The sequence below is a fragment of the Cellulomonas sp. URHB0016 genome (genome assembly GCF_054057935.1).
On record NZ_JBSRZU010000001.1, the window covers coordinates 1931029 to 1953928 of the forward strand.

The 22900-nt window shown below is 75.2% G+C and carries 19 protein-coding genes; 7 read left to right on the top strand and 12 right to left on the bottom strand.

What is annotated here, in order from left to right:
- Positions 1-182 precede the first annotated feature (182 nt).
- From ACVW07_RS08945 to ACVW07_RS08955, 3 genes are all read right to left on the bottom strand, one after another.
- Positions 183-620, bottom strand: a complete 438-nt coding sequence (locus tag ACVW07_RS08945; protein WP_456818899.1) for an OsmC family peroxiredoxin — start codon at positions 618-620, stop codon at positions 183-185.
- Positions 621-720: 100 nt separating this feature from the next.
- Positions 721-1908: an AAA family ATPase gene (locus ACVW07_RS08950; RefSeq protein ID WP_456818900.1), complete on the bottom strand. Its 1188-nt coding sequence runs from the start codon at positions 1906-1908 to the stop codon at positions 721-723.
- 92 nt (positions 1909-2000) lie between these two features.
- Positions 2001-3329: a M15 family metallopeptidase gene (locus ACVW07_RS08955; protein WP_456818901.1), complete on the bottom strand. Its 1329-nt coding sequence runs from the start codon at positions 3327-3329 to the stop codon at positions 2001-2003.
- 129 nt (positions 3330-3458) lie between these two features.
- On the opposite strand from ACVW07_RS08955, the gene ACVW07_RS08960 reads away from it, so the two are divergent.
- The 3 genes from ACVW07_RS08960 (at position 3459) to ACVW07_RS08970 (ending at position 8914) form a co-directional block, all read left to right on the top strand.
- Entirely contained in the window at positions 3459-3851 is a 393-nt protein-coding gene (locus ACVW07_RS08960; protein WP_456818902.1) for a hypothetical protein, read from the top strand.
- Positions 3852-3869: 18 nt separating this feature from the next.
- The gene (locus tag ACVW07_RS08965) at positions 3870-4562 is read left to right on the top strand and encodes a protein-L-isoaspartate O-methyltransferase family protein (RefSeq protein WP_456818903.1); all 693 of its coding nucleotides are present in this window, start codon (positions 3870-3872) and stop codon (positions 4560-4562) included.
- A 197-nt stretch (positions 4563-4759) separates the two neighbouring features.
- Positions 4760-8914 (top strand): S8 family serine peptidase, encoded by a 4155-nt coding sequence (locus tag ACVW07_RS08970; protein ID WP_456818904.1) that lies wholly within the window; start codon positions 4760-4762, stop codon positions 8912-8914.
- A 164-nt stretch (positions 8915-9078) separates the two neighbouring features.
- On the opposite strand, the gene ACVW07_RS08975 is transcribed toward ACVW07_RS08970, so the two are convergent.
- Complete coding sequence (locus ACVW07_RS08975; RefSeq protein ID WP_456818905.1) at positions 9079-9696, bottom strand: ribonuclease H family protein; 618 nt, start codon at positions 9694-9696, stop codon at positions 9079-9081.
- Positions 9697-9755: 59 nt separating this feature from the next.
- On the opposite strand from ACVW07_RS08975, the gene ACVW07_RS08980 reads away from it, so the two are divergent.
- Entirely contained in the window at positions 9756-10277 is a 522-nt protein-coding gene (locus ACVW07_RS08980; RefSeq protein ID WP_456818906.1) for a hypothetical protein, read from the top strand.
- 61 nt (positions 10278-10338) lie between these two features.
- Here the strand turns inward: ACVW07_RS08980 and ACVW07_RS08985 are convergent, their stop codons facing one another.
- Together ACVW07_RS08985 and ACVW07_RS08990 are read right to left on the bottom strand one after the other, a co-directional pair.
- Positions 10339-11280 carry a 5'-3' exonuclease gene (locus tag ACVW07_RS08985; protein WP_456818907.1) on the bottom strand — a complete coding sequence of 314 codons (942 nt, stop codon included), beginning with the start codon at positions 11278-11280 and terminating at the stop codon, positions 10339-10341.
- The gene (locus ACVW07_RS08990; RefSeq protein ID WP_456818908.1) at positions 11270-11641 is read right to left on the bottom strand and encodes a hypothetical protein; all 372 of its coding nucleotides are present in this window, start codon (positions 11639-11641) and stop codon (positions 11270-11272) included. Before ACVW07_RS08990 ends, ACVW07_RS08985 begins: the two co-directional genes overlap by 11 nt.
- 358 nt (positions 11642-11999) lie before the next feature.
- Between ACVW07_RS08990 and ACVW07_RS08995 the strand changes: the two genes are divergently transcribed.
- Positions 12000-14054, top strand: a complete 2055-nt coding sequence (locus ACVW07_RS08995) for a TPM domain-containing protein (protein WP_456818909.1) — start codon at positions 12000-12002, stop codon at positions 14052-14054.
- A gap of 18 nt (positions 14055-14072) precedes the next feature.
- On the opposite strand, the gene ACVW07_RS09000 is transcribed toward ACVW07_RS08995, so the two are convergent.
- The 6 genes from ACVW07_RS09000 to ACVW07_RS09025 form a co-directional block, all read right to left on the bottom strand.
- Positions 14073-14663, bottom strand: a complete 591-nt coding sequence (locus ACVW07_RS09000; protein WP_456818910.1) for a DUF4203 domain-containing protein — start codon at positions 14661-14663, stop codon at positions 14073-14075.
- An 87-nt stretch (positions 14664-14750) separates the two neighbouring features.
- Positions 14751-16313, bottom strand: coding sequence for a hypothetical protein (locus tag ACVW07_RS09005; protein ID WP_456818911.1), 1563 nt, complete (start codon positions 16311-16313; stop codon positions 14751-14753).
- A gap of 190 nt (positions 16314-16503) precedes the next feature.
- A complete protein-coding gene (locus tag ACVW07_RS09010) occupies positions 16504-17058 on the bottom strand; it encodes an RNA polymerase sigma factor (protein ID WP_456818912.1) in 555 nt (184 codons plus the stop codon).
- Positions 17059-17146: 88 nt separating this feature from the next.
- Positions 17147-18637, bottom strand: coding sequence for a MinD/ParA family ATP-binding protein (locus ACVW07_RS09015; RefSeq protein WP_456821054.1), 1491 nt, complete (start codon positions 18635-18637; stop codon positions 17147-17149).
- Positions 18638-18730: 93 nt separating this feature from the next.
- On the bottom strand, positions 18731-19174 hold the full coding sequence (locus ACVW07_RS09020) for an ATP-binding protein (protein ID WP_456818913.1): 444 nt from the start codon (positions 19172-19174) through the stop codon (positions 18731-18733).
- A gap of 83 nt (positions 19175-19257) precedes the next feature.
- Positions 19258-19623, bottom strand: a complete 366-nt coding sequence (locus ACVW07_RS09025) for a VOC family protein (RefSeq protein WP_456818914.1) — start codon at positions 19621-19623, stop codon at positions 19258-19260.
- Positions 19624-19805: 182 nt separating this feature from the next.
- On the opposite strand from ACVW07_RS09025, the gene ACVW07_RS09030 reads away from it, so the two are divergent.
- Complete coding sequence (locus tag ACVW07_RS09030; RefSeq protein WP_456818915.1) at positions 19806-20003, top strand: hypothetical protein; 198 nt, start codon at positions 19806-19808, stop codon at positions 20001-20003.
- Positions 19985-22900 carry a helix-turn-helix transcriptional regulator gene (locus ACVW07_RS09035; RefSeq protein WP_456818916.1) on the top strand — a complete coding sequence of 972 codons (2916 nt, stop codon included), beginning with the start codon at positions 19985-19987 and terminating at the stop codon, positions 22898-22900. Before ACVW07_RS09030 ends, ACVW07_RS09035 begins: the two co-directional genes overlap by 19 nt.

The following is a 22900-nucleotide window of genomic DNA, read 5'->3' on the forward strand; positions in this document are numbered from 1 at the left end:
CCAGGCGGTTCGCTGAAGACTTCGTCGCGCCGGACAGGACGACGTCGTCAGCGAAGGCGGGGCGACCGGGCCCGCGGCCGGACGCGACGCGGTTGCGACCGGACGCAGGCCCCGGCTGCGGCCCGACGCCCGGCCCCGGCAGCCACCGACGTGAGCCGGCGAGGGGCCGGACGCGGACCCGGTCAGGCGAGCGCGGCGTCCAAGGTGATCTCCGTGCCGGTCAGGGCCTTGCTGACCGGGCAGGAGCGCTTCGCGTTCTCGGCCGCCTGCACGAACCCGTCGGCGTCCAGCCCTTCCACCTGTCCACGGACCGTGAGTGCGATCCCCGAGATGCGGAACCCGCCGGCCGGGTCGGGGCGCAGCGTGACGTCGGCCGTCACGTCGAGCGACACCGGCGTGCCACCGGCCTCGGCGATCACGGCCGAGAGCTGCATCGCGAAGCACGACGAGTGCGCCGCGCCGATCAGCTCCTCCGGGCTCGTCGTGCCGCCGGCTTCCTCGGCCGCGCGCTTGGGGAAGGACACCTCGTACGAGCCGGCGCCCGAGCTGACCAGGTCGACCTTGCCGGTGCCCTCCGTGAGGTTCCCGGTCCAGGCGGTGCGTGCGGTACGCGTGGGCATGCGTGCTCCTCGTGTCGATGCGGGTCGATGCAGGTGGATCCGGTGTCGGTGCAGCGGGGCCGCTCCCCGACCCCTGGGCCACCGTAGGAGGCGGACGACGTCAGCGCGCGCGCTCCAGGTGGCCGGAGACGATCTCGACGGGGGCGCCCGCCTCACGCAGCGCCCACGCCGCACGGGCGTGCAGGGCGCGGCGGCGGGCCGGGTCGAGACCCTCGTACAGCGCGGCGCGCACGAGCTCGTGGCGGAACACGAGGCGGTCGCCCCGGGCGCGCACCACGCCCGCGGCGAGGCCGTGCCGCAGGGTCCGCCAGCAGTCGGGGACCGGCTCGCCCACCAGCGACGCGAGATCGGACACCACGAAGGACGCGCCGAGCACGGACGCCTGCCGCAGGAGCTCCAGCACCTCGGGCCCGAGGTAGTCGAGCCGGGACCGGACCAGCGTGGACAGCGGCTCGAGCCAGCCGCTGTCGTTCGTGTCCAGCACGCCGCCGCCGGACGAGAGCGCCTGTGCTGCCTGGGCGGTACGCACCACGTCGGCGACGAGCCGCGGGTTGCCGCCCGTCATCGACAGGGTGCCGCGCAGCGACGGGCCGAGCGCACCGCCGGCGAGGCGCTCCCCCAGCTCGACCACCGCCGACGACGACAGGGGACGCAGCTCCACGTACCGGGCGCCCGCACGGGTCCACGCGGCGATCACCGGGGCCAGCGCGGGGCGGTACGGGACGGGACGCAGCGTGAGCACGACGAGCGCGCGCGGCACCGCTCCTTCGCGGGCGAGACGCAGCAGCACGTCGAGCGACGCGTCGTCGGCGAGGTGCACGTCCTCGAGCACCAGCACCCACGGTCGGGCGTCCCCGCGGCGGCGCAGCATCGCCGCGAACAGCTCCACGGCACGCTCCCGGCGGGCCGACGACGCCGACGAGCCCCAGGCCGACGCCGGCTCACCGTGCAGGGCCTCCATGAGGTCGGTGAGCTCGCCCTCGACGGGGCCGCGCGCACCACCGCCCCGGCCGATCCGGGAGTCCGCGAGCAGCGCGTCCGCCAGCAGCGCGAACGACGCCGACCGCATCGACGACGCGCGCGCGGTCCGCATCTCCACGTCGAGGAGCCGGGCGCTGGAGGCGAGGGCCTCGACGAGGCTCGTCTTGCCGATCCCCGCCTCACCCTCGAGCAGGACGGTCCCCCCGTCACCGCCGGCGGCGGTGGAGAGCAGGTCGTCGAGGTCGTCGAGCTCGGCGGCCCGGCCCACCAGCGGACCGGTCCGCCCCGGCTCGGCCGAGGTGCTCATGCGCCCGATCGTATTGCCGCGACCGCCGCAAAGGACCAACCGGACACATCTGGCGTGGTGCCGGGCGGGTCGACCGGAGCACCGCCGGGCGTTCAGCCCACGTACTCCCAGTGCCATGCCTCGGGCTTTCCACCGCGGGGCTCGGCCCAGGCCGGGTGCACCCACGACTGCTCTCCGCCGTGCTCGGCCATCCAGCGGTGCTGCGGGGTGCCGAACGTCTGGATGCCGCCGCCGAGGTCGAGCGCCACTCCGCTGCCGTGGTTCGACGTGCCGGGCGTCGCGCACAGGCTGCCCTTGGTCCGGCGGCACGCGATCTGGCCGCTGTAGGACCGGTAGGAGTCGGAGATCGTGAGGTTCTCGCCGAAGGCGGACACGTAGGACGCGTTGAGGGCCTCGAGCGACTCGGCGGCGTCGCAGCGCAGCTGCACGGCCGAGTCGAAGGAGACGCCGCACAGGGCCTCGGCCGGGATGCGGCCGTTGCCGTACCCGAGCAGCGAGGCCTTCCACGCGGCCCGCTGGGCCTCGGCGGCGGCCTGCGCGGCGGCGGCGTCGGCAGCGGCCTGCGTCGCCGCGGCGTCGGCAGCGGCCTGCGCCGCGGCGGCCGCCTGAGCGGCCCGGTTGGCCTCGGCGGTCTGGTGGATCTGGGTGGTGAGGGTCGCGACCTTGGCGACGGCCACGCGGATCTTCGCTGTGGTGCTGTCCTCGGGCCCCTTGCTCGGCGGCACGGCCAGCGTCGACGCCGCGGCGTCGGCGGCGGCGGGGCCGGCAGCGGGGGCCGTGGCGTCCGCAGGTGCGGGGTCGGGGGCGGCGGCACCGGCGGCGGGGGCCGCGGCCGTGGCGGCCTCGGCGGTGAGCGCGGCGACCGTCGCGGACGGCACCGCCGGGACGGCCTTGCTGTCGGCCTCGCCCGCCGGGTCGGCGTGCCGGTCGGCGTCCTGCTGGGCGTCGTTCTCGGGCCCGGCGGCATCGGCGGCGGGCGACGCGGCCTGCGCCGGCACGGTCTCGTCGGCGGCGTGCTCGGCCTGCTCGATGAGCTCGTGGAGGTGCGCGGTCGCCTGGTCCAGCTCGGCGAGCGCGGCGGGATCCACCGCCGCCTCGGTGCCCTCCTGGTGCGCGGCCTGGGCGACCTCGACGGCATCGCCGGCGACGGTGACCGCCCCGATGCGCGCCTCCCGGACGGCCGACGCCGCGACGTGCGTGGTGGCGTCGGCGGTCGCGGCGGCGGCGTCGCGGGACGCAGCCTGGCCCATCGACGCACACAGCCCCACCGCCAGTGCAGCGACCACCGCCCCCTGGGCGAGGCGCGCGGGCGCGCTCCCACCGCTGGGCAGGAGCACAGCGAGGCTGGGGCGTTGTGCCGTCGAAGCGACGTGCTTGCCGCCCTCGGACCGACGCCTGAGGTTCGGCAATCTGTCACTCATGCGTAACACATTATGCGAGTCGGACGAGCGTCCAGCAATGAGGCTGGTGAGGCCAGGGGGAGGATTTGTGCGCGTCACGTCACGCAGCCGTTACAGAATTCATAGGTTCGCGCGGCTAGGATGCGGGCCGTGCCTCCTGCTTCGGATCCCCCCGCGTCGGATCCCCCCGTCCCGACGCTCCAGCACGCCCTCGACGACCTCTACGACATCGGACGGCTCGCCGCCCGGCTCGGCGTCGAGCACGCGACGATCCGGGTGTGGCTCTCGCGGAACGTGCCGTGGCTCCCCCGTCCCGACGGCCGTCTCAACGGAGGTGCCGTCTGGCGTGCGACCACCCTCGAGGGCATCGAGGACCGCCGTGCGAAGGGGCGCCCCGGGCGCAAGCCGAAGTTCGTACCGGCCGTCGCCGCCGCCGACGTGGCCCGCACCGGCCCCGCCCTGACCGCCGCCGCCACGTCGGGCACCCTGCCCACCCCGGCCGTGCCGGCGTCGACGCCCTCGGACGCCGTCACCGCCCACTGACCGGCCTAGGCTCGGCAGATGGGCGACGGCGCCGGTCCCGACCGCGATGCCGGCCGTGAGCGCGGCAGTGAGCGCGGCAGTGAGCGGGGCGGTGAGCGCGGCGGCGACCTCGGCGGCGACCTCGGCGCTGAGCGCCGTCGCGACCCCGGCCGCGCCGACGACGTCGCAGCGGCCATGCGGACGCTCGACCGGACAGGGTTCCTCCCCGCGGCCGTGCGGGCGCACGCGGCCGAGGACCACCCGCTGCCCCTGTGGCACGGCCAGACCAGCTCACAGCCGAGCACGGTCGCGGCGATGCTGCGTCTGCTCGAGGTGCCGGTCGGCGCCCGGGTCCTCGACGTGGGTGCCGGGTCCGGCTGGACCACCGCGCTGCTCGGGAGGCTCGTCGGACCGACAGGTCGCGTGCTCGGCATCGAGCTCGACCCGGAGCTGGCCGCCTGGGGCGCGCAGAACGTCGCCGCCTGCGCGATGCCGTGGGCGGTCGTCGAGGAGGCACGGCCCGGCGTCCTCGGGCGGCCGGTCGAGGGCGGGTGGGACCGGATCCTGGTGTCCGCCGCCGCCCGGCGCATGCCGCCCGAGCTCGTCGACCAGCTCGGGGACAGCGGACGCCTCGTGATCCCGGTCGGGTCCACGATGCACCTCGTGGTCCGGCGCGGTGACGACCTCGACGACACCACGCACGGGTCGTACTCCTTCGTGCCGCTGCGCTGATCGCGGACGGCCGGCGCCGGCGGTGGCCGACCAGCGCCCTGACCTCGGCGGACGCGGTGGTGGTCAGATGGGTCCATACCGTGATCTGCCCAAGAGGTGACGAATGGTGTAACTGGTCAGTACGGTGCACGAGGTGCTGTGTGTATGTGACCTGTGACACCGGTGCCTGCCGATCCGCACGAGCCCGGGATGTGCCCATGTCACGTCGTCCACTGCTTGCCGCCGTCACCGCAGTCGCCCTGTCCGTGAGTACCGCGTTCGTCGGTGTGCAGGCGGCGTCCGGTGCGCCACCGTCGGACGGCCCCCAGGCCGGCAGCTCGGCGAAGCTCGACCCCGCCGTCGTCGCGAAGCTGTCGAACGACGTCGCCACCGCGAAGGGCGACATCACGGCGTTCGTGCAGCTCGACGCGAAGTCCGGCACCGAGGTGACCGCCGCGGGGGGCAGCCCTGCCGCGGTCCAGGACGCGGCGCAGGACGCCGAGGCGCTCGCCGCCGACGTGGTCCCGCAGGAGCTCACCGCAGCGTCCGCGGAGTCGGCCGAGCCGAAGCGCATCGGCACCACCACCAACCTCGTCGCAGGCACGCTCGTCACGGGCGACGCCGCGCAGGTGCAGGAGCTCGCCGCGTCGCCCGACGTCGTCGCCGTGTACCGCGTCGTCCCGAAGAAGGCGACCAACGCGCACAGCGCCGAGTTCGTCCGGGCGCTCGCGACCTGGCAGGACACCGGCGTCACCGGTGAGGGCGTCCGGATCGGCGTCATCGACACCGGGCTCGACTACACGCACGCCGACTTCGGCGGCCCCGGCACGGTCGAGGCGTACCAGCAGGCATACGGCGAGGACGGGTCCGACCCGGTCCAGCCCGGGTTGTTCGACCCGACGAAGTTCATCGGCGGCTACGACTTCGCCGGCCCCCTCTACGACGCGAGCGGCGACGAGCCGGGATCCACCACGGTGCCCGCCCCGGACGAGAACCCCATCGACGCGGTCTACCTCTCCGGCAACAGCGGCCACGGCACCCACGTCTCCGGCACGGCCACCGGCTTCGGGGTGCTGCCCGACGGCACGACGTTCCGCGGGGACTACAGCAGCCTGACGGACGTCTCCGACTGGCAGGTCGGGCCCGGCATGGCACCGGGCGCCCAGCTGTACTCGCTCAAGGTGTTCGGCGACATCGGCGGGTCCACCAACCTGACGGCGATGGCCCTCGACCGCGCCGCGGACCCGAACGGCGACGGTGACTTCAGCGACCGGCTCGACATCCTCAACCTGTCGCTGGGCAGCGACGGCTCCCCCGCCGACGACCCGGACAACCTGCTCATCGACCAGCTCAGCACGCTCGGCACCGCCGTCGCGGTCGCCTCGGGCAACGCGGGCGACGTCACCGACATCGGCGGCAGCCCCGGCAACGCGCAGTCCGCGATCACCGTCGCCAACTCGGTCGGCGACCCGCAGACCCACGACGGCATCGAGGTGACGGCCGCGGCGGACCCGTCGCTGCTCGGCCTGCACGCCGGGCAGAACTCGGTGAACTACGGCGGGCCCGACGTCACCGCTCCCGTCGCCTTCGTCGGGGCGCGGTTCTCCGGCTGCACCGCGTTCACCGCGACGCAGGCTGCCGCGGTCGCCGGCAAGATCGCCTACCTCTGGTGGGACGACAACGACTCCACACGCGCGTGCGGGTCGGCGACCCGGTTCAACAACGCGGCCGCGGCCGGTGCCGTCGGCGTGCTCCTGCCCACCGAGAGCACCGTGTTCCCCGCGGGCATCGCCGGCAACGCCACCATCCCCGGCGCCCAGATGACCGCGCCGGTCACCGACGCGCTGCTGCCCGAGATCGAGGCCGGCACCCTCACGGTGCACATCGGCCCGTCGCTCGCGGGCGCGGTCGTCGAGAGCGTCACCGGTGACGCCCTCAACCCGAGCTCGTCGCGCGGCGTGCACGGGTCGCTGGGGTGGAGCAAGGTCGACGTCGCGGCGCCGGGCACGGAGATCTTCTCCGCGGCCTCCGGCACCGGGAACGAGCCGAACAAGCTGTCCGGCACGTCGATGGCCACGCCGCTCGTGGCGGGCGTCGCGGCGCTGGTCCGGTCGGCGCACCCGTCCTGGGACCAGGTCGAGGTGAAGGCGGCCGTGGTCAACACCGCCACGCACGACGTGTTCACCGGGCCGAACCAGACCGGTGACGTGTACGGCCCGCAGCGCGTCGGCTCCGGCCGCGTCGACGCCCTCGACGCCGTCTCCACGAACGTCGTCGCGTTCAACTCGGAGAGCCCGCGCCTCACGTCCGTGTCGTTCGGCGTGGTCGACGTCGGCACCACCCCGGTGGTGCAGAAGAAGACCGTCACCGTGAAGAACTACGGCACGGCCAGCCAGCGGTTCACCACGTCGGTCACCACCGCCACCACGGCGGGCGGCGCGTCGATCACCGCCACCCCGGCCAGCTTCACGCTCGCCGCGGGACGGACCCAGCTCGTCACGCTCACGCTCACGGCCGACCCGGCGAACCTGCAGCGCGACCTCGACCCGACGTCGGAGGCCGTGCAGAGCGGCGTCCCCCGCGAGTACGTCGCGGAGGTCGCCGGGAGGCTCGTCCTCACGTCCGGCTCGCAGGAGCTGCGCGTCCCGGTGCACGCGGCACCGCGGCTCGTGAGCGACCTGCACGCCGGTGCGGTCGAGTTCACGGACCCGTCCGACGACACGGCACCGCTCGAGCTCGACGGCACGGGCGTCGCGGCCGGCGGCTGGTACTCGCTGACCACGCCGCTCATCCTCGGCGCCACGAGCCCCAAGCTCGAGGACTCGCCGGGGCTCCAGACGTCGGAGTCCGTCCGCAAGTCCGGTGACATCCGGTTCGTCGGGTGGGCGTCGACGGCACCCCAGGTGGCGGCCGGAGGCGGCGACCCCGCGGACGGCCTGCTGGGCATCGGCATCGCGACGGACGGCAACTGGGCGTCCCTGGCGGGCGGCGGCTCGTCGAACAGCACGTTCCTGCCGGTGATCGACATCGACGTGGACGGCGACGGCGCCTACGACCTCGAGACCGTCGTGCAGAAGCTGTCCGACTCGGAGGACATCACCGTCGCGGCGACGTTCGACTACGACACCGGCAAGACGCTGGCCACCGAGCTCGTCAACGAGTTCGCGGGCGACGTCGAGTCCGGCATCTTCGACAACAGCGTGCTCGTCGCGCCGATCCCGGTCGGGCTCTTCCCGGAGGGCTCCACGCCCACGATCCACACGTGGACGTTCTCCGGCTACGCCGAGGACCCGAGCAACGTCCTCGACCAGGCCGACGACTTCACGGTCGACCCGTACGCGCCGCCGTTCTGGTTCGAGAACGACATCCAGGGCACGTTCTCCACGCTGGGCAGCGGCGACACCGCGATCCCGGTGCACAAGGGCGCCGGTGCCGCCGACGGCAAGCTGCTGGTGTTCCAGCACGCGAACGCCGACCCGGGCACCCGGGCCCAGGTCGTGGACGTCACCGTGCCGGTGGCGACCGAGACGTCGACGATGCTCGACGTCTCCGGCACACCGGCCGTCGGCAAGAAGCTCACGCTCACCGCGACCGTCACCCCGTCGGAGGCGACCGGCAGCGTGACCTTCCTCGACGGCACCACCGAGCTCGCGACCGTCCCGGTGAAGAAGGGCCAGGCCACCACCAAGGTGGAGCTCGGCGGCGGCTCGCACACGCTCAGCGCGGTGTTCACGCCCGACAGCCCGTGGTATCTCGGGTCGACGTCGAACGTGGTCACGATCGACGTGGCGAAGTCGACGTCGACCACGAAGCTGCGGCTGTCCCGCACCTCCGTGACCTACGGGACCGCCGTCTCGGCGACGGTCACGGTCAAGGGGGCGACGGCGGCTCCGGCCGGAGCGGTGGAGATCCGTGAGGGCAGCACCGTGGTGGCCACGGGAACGCTCACCGTGACGGGCCTGAGCGGCACGGCGGTCGTCGCCCTGCCGCGCACGCTCGCGACCGGCACGCACCACCTCACCGCGGTGTTCCCCGGCACGGCCGACGTGGCCGGCTCGCAGGGCACCGCGTCGCTGCGGATCTCCAAGGCCACCTCGCACGTCGTCCTCTCGACGCCGTCGTGGACCGTGGCTGCGGGCTCCCGGCCGGTGGTGACCGTCAAGGTGACCGGCGACTCCACGGGTGCACCGGCGCCCACCGGCAGCGTGCGCGTGCTGCTCGGCATCCGGGTCGTCGGTACCGTGCCGCTGCACGACGGGGTGGCGACGCTGACGCTCCCCGCCGTGCACTCGACGACGGTGCTCACCGCGATCTACTCGGGCGACCCGAACCACTACCCGGGCGCGATGGGCCGCACGTTGAAGGTGCAGTAGCACCACCTGTCCGACGACGAGGGCCCGGAACGCCGGGTCTCACGGTCGCCGCAGCACCTCGTCCGGAGGAGCTGCGGCGGCCGTGGTCGTTCCCGGGCCCTTCGTCGTGCGTCGCGTCGACGGCCCGCCGCGCAGGAGCTGCCGGGGACGGTGACGGCGACGGGTCAGAAGAGTGTGTCCTCCACGAGGACACGGGCAGGACGGGCTGCGCGTCCCGGTGCCCGGGCGGTGCCGACGGCCGGGTCGGGTGCGGTTGCGGGCACGGCGGCTGCGGGCACGGCCGCTGCCGGCACGGCGGCTGGGACGGCCGGCCGGACCTCGGTGGGCGCCGCGTTCGGGGGGCTCACACGCCCGTCGCGCATCTCCCGGGCGGCGATGCCGGCGAGCTCGTCGGCCCGCTCGTTGAACCGGTCGCCCTGGTGCCCGCGCACCCACGTGAACGACACGGGGCCCGTCCGCTCGGCGATGGCCCTGTCGATCGCCTGCACGAGGGCGAGGTTCTGCACGGGTCCGCCGGACGCCGTGCGCCAGCCCTTGCGCTTCCAGCCGCGCACCCACTCGGACGCGCACTTGATGGCGTACTGGGAGTCGGCCTCGATGGTCAGCGGCTCGTCACCCGGGTGCGCCGTGATCGCCTCGAGCACCGCCATCAGCTCCGCGACCTGGTTCGTGCCGGACGCGACGCCGCCGCTCGCGTGGGTGCCGTCGTGGTTCGCCCACGCCCAGCCGATCGCCCCGCCGGGGTTGCGCAGGCAGGAGCCGTCCGTGCTGACCGTGATCACGGGGAGACATTGTGCCCTGCAGGGCTCATGTCGCCCGCAGGACAGGCCGATATGGAGGCATGACGACGATCGACGACGTCGACCTCTTCGGAGAGACGTTCAGCGGATTCCGTGACGTGGGCACCAGCCGCCGGCACCCGGCCTGGCTGACGGCACTCGTGCTGCTGGCCGCCGTGGCCCTGGTCGCCACCGGTCTCCTGTGGTCGCGCGCCCTGCAGACGGGCCCGACGACCGCCGAGCCGGTCGACGCCGTCACGCTCCTCGACGTGTTCGCCGCGCCGCAACGGCCGGTCGACACGCTGGCCGCCGACGACCTCGTGGGCCTCGGGCTGCACGCGTCGACCACGCGGTTCCTCGCCGACACCCCCAGCGGCAGCCAGTACGCCGCGGTGAACACTGCCGGCGACCTGTGCGTCGTGACCGTCGTCGACGGTGCCCTGCCCGGCCTCGGGTGCGCCCACGCGGTGGCCGGCATGACGTTCACCGGCACCGACCTCAAGCTCGTGACGGACGGCGGCCCCGCCCCGACCGCCGCGGACGGCTGGCGGCAAGCCGGTCCCCAGGTGTTCGTCAAGGGCTGACCGGTCCAGCGGCACGCGCAGCCTGCCCCCGCCCGACCGTCGGGCGCCGGTGCCCTGCTCGTCAGGGGGCGTCGGCGAGCGCGTCCACCACACGCTTCACGCTCGACGACAGGCCCCAGCGCTCCGCGAGCGCGACGAGCCTCTCCGCGTCCGCGACCACGTGCGGGAGCCGGTCGTCGACCTCCCCCACCGCGGCGTCGTGCGCCACGCGCACCACGAGCGGCGCGACCGCCAGGTAGTCCGCCGACTCCAGGAGCCTGCGCCGCTGCGTCGCCGTCAGGCCCGGGTCACCCGCGTCCCGGGCCGCGAGGATGCCGTCGAGCGACCCGTACCGGTGCACGAGCGCGGCGGCCGTCTTCTCCCCGATCCCCGGCACGCCCGGCAGCCCGTCGCTGGGGTCGCCCCGCAGCGCCGCCATGTCCGCGTACCCCGCGCCCGACGACACCGCGTACCGCTCCGCGAGCCGGGCCTGGTCGACGACCTCGAGGTCCTTGATCCCCCGCACCGTGTACAGCACCCGCACGCGGTGCTCGTCGTCGACGAGCTGGAACAGGTCGCGGTCCCCCGTCACCACGTCGACGGCGTCGCGGGCACCCTGGCGCTCCCGCGCGACGAACGTGCCGATCACGTCGTCCGCCTCGTACCCGGGCACCCCCACCCGGGCGATGCCGAGCGCCGCGAGCACCTCGACGATGATCGGCACCTGCGGCCGCAGCAGGTCCGGCACCTCCTCGACGGTGGTGCTGCCCGCCGCCAGGCGGTGCTCCTTGTACGACGGGATGGCGGACACCCGGAACGCCGGCCGCCAGTCGTCGTCCCAGCACGCCACGAGCCTCGTCGGTCGCCGGTCGACGACGAGCCTGGCGATCATGTCGAGCAGCCCGCGCACCGCGTTGACCGGGGTGCCGTCCGGTGCCTTCACGGAGTCGGGCACCCCGAAGAACGCTCGGAAGTAGAGGGAGGCGGTGTCAAGTAAAAGCAACTTCTCGCTCTTAGCGCCCATGACGCCTCCGCTCTCGGCGCCGCTCTTGGGCAGCCTTGTAGGTCGAGTTGTAGCGAAGCACGTCCGCGGCCCGGAAGTCGCGCGCGCCCTGCGCGCCGATCTCCCACTCGGGAGACTCCGGATCCGGATACGGATTGACGTCGTCAGGGGGCAAGGGCCGCCACAGCAGCTCGCCCGGATGACGTTCCGCGATTGCCGCCAGTGGGTGACGACTGTTGACGCGGTCACCCTTCGTCGGTTCCGTCATGGCCTCCGCCTGCTTCGCGAACGCCCTCACGACACCCATGTCCGCCGCCTGGCACAGGAATTCCAGTGAGGGGCCGTAGGGCGACGCTTCGCACCAATGCACGAGCACGCTCACGTCGTGAACCCGCCGCCGAAGGCGCCGAAGTACACGGAGGCGCTGTCGAGCAGCAGGAGTCGGCCGGCGGTCATGCGGGGAGTCTGTCAGCCGCCACCGACGCACCGCAGCACCGGGGCCGGACAGCCGCCGCATCGCGCCCTGGCCGAGCGCCGCACCGGCCCGCCGCAGGCCGAGCTGCCCGCCTACGGCGCGCCGTCAGACCTCGGGAGTGCGGCGGTCGGGGGAAGATCGCGCCGGCACCGGCTCGCCGAGCGAACGAGTCGGTAACCTTCCGTGCGCGGCCCGTTCCGCCCGAGGACCGCGGTCGTCGGGGAGCGGGCACCGGTCCCGCAAGGCCGCCACCCTCGGAGGCACGATGCCCACGCTCGCCCGCACCGTTGCCCGCACGGTCACTCGTGCGGGCACCCGTGCGCTCGCCCCGGTGGCACTCGCGCTGGTCGCCGTGCTCGCTGGTGCCGCCGGCGCCTCGGCGGAGCCGCCTGCGACGCTGGCCGGCGAGGTCACCGACCACGCCGGCGTCCTCTCGCCGACCGACGTCGAGGCGGTCACGGCGGCGCTCGACGGCCTCGCGGACCGCACCCGGTACCAGCTCTTCGTGGTCTACGTCCCGACGTTCGACGGGATGCCCGCCGCGGACTGGGCCGACGACACCGCGGTCCGCTCGGGACTGGGACGCGACGACATCCTGCTCGCCGTCGCCGTCGACGACCGGCAGTACCGGGTGTCCGTGGACCAGGACAGCCCGCTGACCGACGACCAGCTCGGCGACGTCGAGGCCGACCGCATCGAGCCCGCGCTGCGGGACGACGACTGGGCGGCTGCCGCGACCGCGGCGGCGACCGGGTACGAGGCGGCAGCGGCGGAGACCGACGCAGGGCCGGCCGGCGACGGGACGGCCTCGGTGCCGTGGGGCGTCGTCGGGGCAGTCGTCGCCGGGATCGCGCTCCTCGTCCTCGTGCCCGTGTTCGGGGGCAGGCTGCTCCGGCGCCGTCGGGTGCTGCGCGAGGAGCGCGAGGAGCTCGCCGCGCTGGACGGCAGAGCGAGCTCCGTGCTCGTCGCGGTCGACGAGGCCGTCACCAGCAGCGCCCAGGAGCTCGGCTTCGCGGAGGCCGAGCTCGGCTCCACGGTGACCGCACCGTTCGCCGCCGCCCTCGAGCACGCGCGCACCGGGCTCGCCGGTGCGTTCGCCGCCCGGCAGCGGCTCGACGACGCCGAGCCGGAGAGCGTGGCCGGGCGTCGGGCGCTCCTCACCCAGATCCTCGACACCTGCGCGGGCGTGGACGCGCTCCTCGACGCGCAGACCGCCGACTTCGACCGGCTGCGGGACCTGCACGCGCGGGCACCGCAGCTCCTCGCGGACGTCGAGCAGGCCGCCACCGCGGTCGACGCCCGCATCGGGACCGCCGCGGGCACGTTCGCGGGCCTGGTCTCGCGGTACGCGCCGAGCGCGCTGACGACGATCACGCCCAACGTCGAGGACGCGCGCGCGGCGCTGGTCCGCGCCCGGCAGGCGGCCTCACGCGGAGCGAGCACCCTCGACACCGACCGCCCCGCGGCCGTCGCCGCCGTGCAGGAGGCGTCCGAGGCGCTCACCCGGGCCGGCGCGCTGCTGGACGCGGTCGACGCGGCCGCCCGCGAGCTGGCCGCCGCGCCCGACCGGCTCGCGCAGGCGGGTGCGGACCTCGACGCGGATCTCGCGGACGCCGCCCGGCTAGCCGGGGCCGACGCCGCCGTCCGGCAGGCCGCAGACCGGGCGAGCGCCACCCTCACGCGCGGCCGGTCGGCGTCGGCCGTGGCGGACCCGCTGGCGGCGCTGGCCGACGTGCGGTCGGCCGAGACCGCGCTCGACCAGCTCCTGCAGCCGCTGCGGGACGCCGAGGCCGCGGCCGCCCGCGCGGTCGCGCGCCTCCCGGTCGCGCGCGCGGAGCTCGCGGTCCAGCTCGAGTCCGCCGACAGCACGATCTCGGCGCACCGGGCGGCCATCTGGACCACTGCGCGCACCCGCCTGTCCGAGGCGCGGCGGCAGGCCCTGGCCGCCGCCGAGTGGCCCGTCACGGACCCCGTCGGTGCCCTGGCGGCCGTCGAGGCCGCGAAGGCGCTCGCCGCGGCCGCGCTGGAGGCGGCACGGGCGGACGTCGCCGAGGCGGACGCGCTGAGCCGGGGCTGGTCTGACCAGGAGGACTCACGGTCCGGCTTCTTCGCCGGGTCCGGCGAGCTGTTCTCGACGGAGCTGTTCGGCAGCCCGGGCGGCTACCGCGGCGGCTCGCCACGCAGCAGCTCCGGCTCGTCGTGGTCCCGGTCCTCGTCCTCGTCCCGGTCGTCGTCGTCCCGGTCCTCGTCGTCCTCCGGCGGTCGTTCGTCGAGCAGCAGCAGCGGCCGCAGCAGGCGCGGCGGGGGCGGCCGGTTCTAGCCTCCGAGCCTGCGCCCGTCAGGCGGCAGCGGCCTTCGCCTCCTCCGGCGGCAGACCGAGCTGCTTGCGGAACAGGCTGCGCTGCACGGTCCAGCCGAGCCCGGCGACCACGAGCCAGACCACCAGCATGAGGGTCTGCTCGGCACCGTCGTCGGGGTGACGCAGGAACCCGAACGCGGCGGGCCAGATGATGCCCAGGCCGGACAGGATGATGCTCGCTCCGCCGAGCGCGGTGAGCCACAGGAGCATCCGCTTGGCGTACCTCTCGGCGAGGAACGCGCTCAGGAACGCGACGGCGGCGACCAGCACCACGCCGAGCAGCACGCTCGTCTGCGGGTTGTGCAGGGCGGACCAGAACTTGGCACCGATGACGGCGCCCGTCACGAAGCCGACCACGAACGTCGCGAACCGGAAGACGAGCGTGACGAGGACCCAGGCGAGCAGCGCCGAGCCGAGGCCGACGAGCACCGCCGTCCACCCCGTCGCGCCGACGGCGTCGGCGACGAGATAGCCGAGGGCGAACCCCGACGCCAGCAGCGCCAGGTTCACCGACCGGATGCCGTAGAAGCAGAGCAGAAGTCCCACCAGCAGCACCACGGCACCGGTCATCGTCGCCCCTTTCCCGGGCTCGTGCCCAGGCTAGGGGTCACGGGCCCGCCCGCACCACCAGCGGGGCCGCCGGGTTCTGGCGGCCCGTCATCCCGCCGGGGAGAAGTCCAGCCGGTCGTCCACCACCGCGATGACGCTCCAGGTCGACCCGTCCGCCGACGACAGCTCGTACGTCGGCACCAGCACCGACGCCCCGCCGGGCAGCGTGGCCGGTGCGACCCCGAGCCGTGCGGAGGTGATCTCGACCTCCTGCACGGGCCAGCCCAACCGAGCCCCGGCCGTCGGGGTGGCCGGGACCGTCGGCGTCGTCTCGGGTGCCGGCATCATGTCGCTCATGGCGCCCTCCGCCGCCCCGCGGGCGGTCATCGCGAGAGGCATCACGCCGCCGGACGAGAACCCGAACCGCGCGTCCCCCAGCCGCTCGACGGCCTCGGCGGGGCTCACCACGTCGTACGAGCCGAGGTCGACCAGCGGCGCGAGCGAGCCCCACATCGACTGGACGCCGTCGGCGAGGACCGTGAAGCTCCAGGTCATTCCCGTGCGGGCGCCGTCGACGACCTGGTAGGCGGACACGCTCGCCGCCTGGGACGTGCCGGGGTCGACGACCTCGAGCTCGTACCCCGCCGGGTCCAGGCCCAGCGCGCTCAGCAGGTCCCGGGCCTGCGCCTTCGCGTCGTCCGCACCGGGTGCCGACGCCGTGCCGGCCGCGCACGGGCTCGGGACGTCCACGGGGGGCGCGACGGGTGCGACGGCGCTGCCGGCGCTGCCCTCGTTCCCGTCCCCCTGCTCCGGGTCGAGCTTCTGGATCTCGTCCGGCGCCGAGCGCACGCACGACCACGGGTCCCGCGTCGGGTCGTAGTACGTCACGCTCGCCGCGCCGTCGGCCGCCAGCGACACGGACGGTCCCGAGCCGTCCTGCGGCCCGACGATCCACGTCCCGTACTGCTGCACCGGCTCGCCCGGCACCTGCAGGACCTCGGCCAGGTGCCCGACGGTCGCCGCCGAGTAGACGCTCGCGGCGTCGAGCGCCCACGCCTTCCCCGACGCACCCTCGTCCGACAGCCCCCTGGAGGAGAACACCGTCCGCCCGCCGTACCAGGCCGACGCCTTGTCGGTGGCGGCGAAGGGTGCTGACCCCACCGCCGCCGAGTCCTGCGCCCCCTCCGGCGCGCCCACGGGACCGGCGGGCGCGATGGCCGGCTCCGCCGTCCCTGCCGTCTGGGTCGTGTCCGCCCGCGCCGTGCCCACCAGGTACCCCGCGCTGCCGATGGCCGCGATCCCCGCGACGGCCGCCGCGACCTGCAGCCACCGAGCCGGGCGGCGCCTGGCCCGCGCGGCGGCGAGCTCGTCGACGGTGATCTCCTCGACGACCGGGGCGTCGTCACCGTGCGCCGCGGCGGCCTGCGCCGCCCCCACGGGCTCCGCGGCCGCCGCGGCAGTCGCGGCAGTCGCGGCCGTCGCGGCCTGCGTCGCCCCCGTCGCGTCAGTGGCCCCTCCGGCGCCGGCCGCGGCCGACCCGGTCACGCCGGCCAGCGCAGACCGCACGCGGGCGAGGTCCGGCTCCGCGCCCGCCGCCGGGTCCGCGGCCCGCAACCGGGCGAATGCCGGGTCGTCGCCGTCGGACGGTGCTGGGGTGTGCGCGTCGTTCATGGTGTCCTCCCGGGGCGTCGATCGTCCTGCCCTGTCTGTGTCCCGACCCCGCCCGCCCTTGCACGGTCCCCACGGGCGTCCACCTCGTGCGCCGAGACCGTGACGTCGAGCCGAGGACGGCGGGCCACAGTGCCGGTCTCGTCCCGACGTGCCGCGCTCGGGGTGAGGACGAGGTGCTGGGCGGCGCGCGTCAGGCGTCCTGGGCGGCCCACGCGTCGCGGAGGCGGGCCCGGGCGCGGCTCAGGGCGGCGTCCGCTCCCCCGCGACCGATGCCCAGCACCTGGGCGAGGGCCTCGCCGGTGAGGCCCTCCCAGGCGTTGAGCAGCAGGATCTGGCGGTCGCGCGGGCCGAGGACGGCGAGCACCTCGCGGACCTGCTCGTCGCGCACCGCCCGGAGCACGGGGTCGTCGTCGTCCGGCTCGTCGGGGACGGTCGCCACCGGCACGGCGCGGTGCTTGCGGCGGTGGTTCGCGACGACGAACCCTGCGGTCCGGTAGAGCCAGGGCAGCTCGGCACCGTCGGGCACGTCGTCGCGGCGCCGCCACGCGACGGTGAGGACGTCGGCCGTCAGGTCCTCGGCGTCGTCGCGCGCGCACCGTCGGGCGACGAACCGGAACACCGCCCCGGAGTGCTCGGTGACGACCCGGTCGAACCAGGCGGCGTCGTGCGGCTCACCATGGTCGACGGCAGGGACGACGGCGTCGTCCTCCCGGCTGTCGGGTGTGCTCGGTGTCCGCGGCTGCACGGTGCTCCCAGGTGGTGGCGGTCGTCGAAGGCCTACACCCGCACTGTGTGCCGTGACCCGCGGTTCTTGCACGCACCCGACGACGCTTCTACAACCCCTCGGCGACCACCGCGGTGACCTTGAGCCAGGCGTCCCGGGTACGGGGGTGCAGCGTGTCGTAGTCGATCGGCCCGCCGGACACCAGCGACCTGTCGTGCGGGACCTCGATCACCGCCCGGGTGAGGGCCCCGAAGTGCGAGCGCAGCCGCCCGCGCAGGTCCTTGTCCACCTTCGGCTCGGGCGCCGACAGCACGGTGACCGCCTTGCGGACGGCCTCCTCACGGCCCGACGCGCGCAGGGAGTCGAGCGCCCACGCGGCGGACTGGGCGGTGTCCTCCCGGATCGTCGAGACCACCACGATCTGGTCGGCGAGGGCGACGGCCGCCTGCCAGTTGGAGGCGCGCATGTTGTTGCCCGTGTCGATGACGAGCACCCGGTAGAACTGCGAGAGCACGGTGTGCAGCGACCGGAACGACGCCGCGTCGACGCTGGAGATCGACGCCGAGCTCTCGTCGGACGCCAGCACGTCGAACTGCTCGGTCGGCTGGGTGCGGACGTACTGGTCGAGGTCGCCGATCCGCACGGTCCCCCGGGCCGACAGGCGCGGCAGCGCGCTGAGCAGGTCGACGGCGGTGTTGGTGTGGTCGGTGTGCGACGAGCGCCAGCCGAGCGTGCCCCGCGTCTCGTTGTTGTCCCACGCGAGCGTGTAGCCGCCGCGCTGCAGCCCGAACGTCGCGGCGAGCAGCATCGTCGCGGTCGTCTTGTGCGCGCCGCCCTTGGGGTTGATGACCACGACCGTCTTGGGTCCGTCGAGCGTGCGGCGCACCGACGCCGACGCCACCCGGCGGCGCTGCTCCACGCGACCCGGGCCGGGGGCGATCGCCCCGAACGTCACCCGTCGGACGCCGGCGCGCCAGCCGTGCTCCGCCGGGCCGCCGGACACCGGGTGACGGGCGGCGAGCAGGTCGTCGAGCGTGGGCAGGGGGGCGGTCTCCCGGGCCTTGTCGCCGCCGCGGGTCCGGACGGCGGCGGCGCTCGCCGGCGAGCTCGCGGTGGGGCTCGCGGTCGGGGTCGGGGTCGGGGCCGACGGTGCTGCGGCCGCCGTCGGGGGCGCGGCCGTCGTCGCGGCCGCGGTCAGGGGGGGTGTCGGCGCGGGGGTCGTCGGAGGCGTGGCCACCGGTGACGGCGCCGGGTCCGTGACGGCGGCGGTCGCGGCTGCGCCCGTCGCCGTGACCTCGCCGGGCGTGCCGTCCGCGTCCTCGTCCGGAGCCTCGTCCACGACGCCGTCCGGGTGGATCAGCAGCGACCAGACCCCGTCGGGGTCCCGCACCTTGACGGGCAGCGGCCGGCCTGTCTCGCCGGCCAGCTCGGCCACGCGGGCGGTGATCGCCGCGCCGGCCTCCGCGAGGGTCGCCAGCTGCACCCGCTCGACGACCCCGTCGACCGAGATCTCACCGGTACCGTCGTCGCGCACCTCGGCGGTGATCTCCGGCACCCGCGCTGGGGTGGCCCTGCCGCGTTCGTCGGTACCGTCGATCATCGTCACGTCGCTCCTCGGTCGCACGACCAGAAACTACGCTGCCCAGCCTAGGCGCGCATGGCGGAGCCGCAGGCCAGACGCTCGACGGCTCGGCTACTCCTCCTCGCCGTGCACCTCGAACCACACCGTCTTGCCGCCGGGCACGACGTGCGTCCCCCAGTCGGAGGACAGCGCCTCGACGAGCGCGAGCCCTCGTCCGCTCGGCGCGGTGGGCTCCGGATGACCTGCCTGCGGGGCTCCGCCGCCCTCGTCGGTCACGTCCACGCGGACGTCCGCGCGGTCGATCCGGACGCGCACGTGGACCGCCCCGCCGGCAGGCCCGTGCAGCACCGCGTTGGAGACGAGCTCGCCGGTCAGCAGCTCGACGACCTGGTTGGACATCCCTCCCACGCCCGCCTCCGCGACGGCCCGCATCACCCAGTGCCGCACCGTGCGCGGCGCCGACCGCTGGGCGGCCACCACGAGCTCGTCGTCGATCACGTGCGCGTCGCGCCGACGCGCGCTCGCCGCACTCCTGAGGTCCCGGACGTCACCCACTCGTCCAGGGTGCCCGAGTCCGGGCGAGCCCGCCGGGCGGGACCACGGACACGTGCGGGTGAACGGTGCCCGAGCAGGGCCGCTCAGCGCGTCTGCGCCACGAGCCCCACGAGGTTGCCCTCGCTGTCCCGCACGAACGCGTGCCACTCGTCGGTCCCGGCCGGCCCGAGGGTGTCGTCCTGATGGCTGAAGATCACGTGCGGCTCCGACTCGACGACGACCCCGCGCTCGCGCAGCCGCGAGACGGTCGCCGCGACGTCGTCGACCCGCAGGTAGAGCAGGGCGGACGGGGCGTTGACGTCGAGCAGCAGCCGCACGCCGTCCAGGTCGAAGAACAGCAGGCCGGGCGGGTCGAACCGGGCGGTCGGCGCCCTCCCCAGCAGGTCCGCGTAGAAGGCGGCCGCCCGGTCGAGGTCCGTCGCGCGCTGCGCGACCTGCACGAGGCCCATGGCGCTCATCGTGCACCCCGACCTGCGGCGGCACACCCCCCGACCGTCGTCTGAGGTACCTCAGGCCGCACCCGGTCCGCAGGACCGGCCAGGACCCGTCGGTCGACCGATCCGCGCACCCCCGCCTCACGAGGAGGTTCGTGGTCGACGGAAGAACGCCCGACGCCACGAGGAGCACCACCATGACCGACATCTGGGGACCCGCGCTCGAGGCACAGGTCACGTTCCACCGCGAGGAGCTGCGGCGCGCGGCGCAGCGGCGGCCGAAGCGTGCCCGTCGTCCGCGCACCGGCAACCGCCCGAGCGCCCTGACGTCGTCCGAGGGCCCCGTGCGTGGGTGGCTGCTGCGAGGATCGGGGGCATGGCACGTGGCCCGATGAGCACGCCGTTCGTCGCGCGCGCAGGCCAGGTCTCCGAGCTCATGGACGGCCTGGACCGCGCCGGCCGTGGTGTGCCCGGCCTCGTCCTGCTGGCGGCGGACGCCGGCGTCGGCAAGACGCGGCTGGTCCAGCACGTCGCGGGGCTCGCGACCGCGGCCGGCGCGCGGGTCGCCGTCGCGCACTGCGTGGACCTCGGGGAGATCGGCCTGCCGTACCTGCCGTTCTCGGAGGCCCTCGCCCGGCTCCGTGAGGTCGACCCGGAGGCGGTCGGCGCGGTGGTCCGGGACCGGCCCGTCCTCGGCCGCCTGCTGCCGGGTGGCGGGCCCGACGAGGACGGCGGGGACGACCGCACGGGCCGCCTGCAGCTGTTCGACGGGCTTACCGAGGTGCTCGGTGCCGTCGGCCGCCCGGGGCACCCGCTGCTGCTCGTGCTGGAGGACCTGCACTGGGCGGACGCGTCGAGCCGCGACGTGCTGCGGTTTCTCGTCGCACGCCTGCGTGACCAGCACGTGCTCGTGGTCGCCACGTACCGCACGGACGACCTGCACCGGCGGCACCCGTGGCGGGCCGTCGCCGGGGAGCTGGCGCGGCACCCGCGCGTGACCCGGATGGACCTGCACCCGTTCACGCCCGACGAGCTGCGCGACTTCACCACGGCCGTCACGGGCGGCCCTGTCCCGGAGGGCGTCCTGCACCGTGTGCAGGACCGCTCGGACGGCAACGCGTACTTCGCCGAGGAGCTCCTGGCGGCGAGCAACGACGGCGACGCGCTGCCCTGGTCGCTCGCCGACGTGCTGCGCAGTCGTCTGGAGGTGCTCGAGCCGGCGGTGCAACGGCTCGTGGGCGTGGCGTCCGTCGCGGGCCGCCGGGTCTCCGAGCCGCTGCTGCGCGCCGCCGCGGCGGCCGCGGGCGACCCGCTGCTCGCGGACCCCGGGGACGTGGACGCGGCGCTGCGGGACGCGGTCGCGCACCACGTGCTCGGCGGGGAGGACGGGCAGATCGCGTTCCGGCACGCGCTGCTCGCGGAGGCCGTCTACACCGAGCTGCTGCCCGGCGAGCAGTCCTCGCTGCACCGTGCGTACCTCGCGGCCCTCGCGGCCGACCCGGCGCTCGGCTCGTCCGCACAGCTCGCGTTCCATGCCGTGCGGGTCCCCGACCTCCCCACCGCGCTGCGGGCGTCGCGGGCCGCCGCGACGCAGGCCCGGCAGATGCTCGCGCCCGTCGAGGAGCTCCGGCACCTCGAGGTGGTCCTGCGCCTGTGGGACGGGGTGCAGGACGCGGGAGAGCTCCTCGCGGACCCGCACGTGGACGTGCTGGCCGCAGCCGCCGAGGCCGCGAGCCTGGCGGGGCAGCTGGACCGGGCCGTGCAGCTGTCGCGTGCCGCGATGCAGGAGGCACCCGCGGGCAGCGAGCGGCGCGCCACGCTCCGCACCGGCCTGGCGCGCCACCTGCTCAGCCTGGACGACGTGCACGACGCGCTCCACCAGGCGCAGCGCGCACTCGACGAGCTCCCCGCCTCGCCCTCCCCGAGCCGGGCGCGGGCGCTGGCGACGTACGCGCACGCCGCGCTCAGCTCGGACCTCGCCGACGAGGCGACCCAGGCGGCGACGGAGGCGGCCGACATGGCCAAGGCGATCGGGGCCGCCGACGCGGAGTCGGACGCCCTGACCTCGCTCGCGGTGCTCGTCGTGCACGACGCCGACCGGGCCGCCCGGCTGCTCGCCGACGCCCTGGACCGCGCCAGGGCCGCGGGAGACGTCGCCGGCGAGCTGCGCAGCACGTTCAACCTCGCCAGCCACCACTACTACGCGGGGGAGATCGCCGGGTCGATCCGGATCCTCGACGCCGGGGCCGTCCGTGCGCGCGAGACCGGCACGGCCTGGAGTCCCTACGGCGTGCAGCTCGTGGTGTTCGGCCACCTGTTCCGGTACGTCTCGGGCGACCTCGCACCCGTGCCCACCCGGGGGGTGGTGCCGGACGAGATGGCAGCGACGCTGCAGGCCACGGCCCTGTACTCGGCGGTGGCCCGCGGTGACGAGGACGCCGTCGAGCAGGGCCGGGCCCTCGAGCGCGCGTGGGGCCTGGACGGCTACGTCGCGCTCGTCGGCGGCGGGACGACCGTGGACGCGCTCACGTGGCGGGGCGAGCCCGACGAGGCCGTTGCGCTCCTGCAGCGCGTCGTCGACCACGTCGCCACCATCTGGACCGACGCCTTCCTCGGCGGCATCTGGCTGTGCGCGCTGGGCCTCGCCGCGCTGGCTGACGCCGCCGCCCAGGAGCGCCTGGCCGGCAAGGACGTGACCCCTCGGCTCCAGCTCGGGGAGCAGCTCCTCGCCCGGGCGGTGCGGACCGCCGACATCGGCCGACCCCGCGGCGGTGCCCTCGGCCCCGAGGGCCGCGGCTGGCTCGCCCGGGCGCACGCCGAGCACGCCCGCCTCACCGGCAGCCACGACCCCGGGCTGTGGCGTGCGGCGCTGGCGGAGTTCTCCTACGGGTACCGCTACGAGCAGGCGCGCACGCGGTGGCGGCTCGCGGAGTCGCTGCTGGAGCAGGGGTCGCGGGAGCTCGCGCTGGACGAGGCTGCGGCGGCGCTCGCGGAGGCCGACGAGATGGGTGCCGTCCCCCTGGCGACGGCCGTGCGCGGGCTGGCCCGGCGCGGGCGGCTCGACCTGCCCGGGGTGCGCGCCGGCGGGACGGGGCTGCTCACCGCACGGGAGGCCGAGGTGCTCGAGCTCGTCGCGCACGGGCTGTCCAACCGGCAGATCGGCGAGAAGCTGTTCATCTCCGGGAAGACGGTGTCGGTGCACGTCTCGAACCTGCTCGCCAAGCTGGGGGTGTCCGGGCGGGCCGAGGCGGTCTCGGTCGCCCACCGGCGCGGGCTGATCGGCACGGACTGA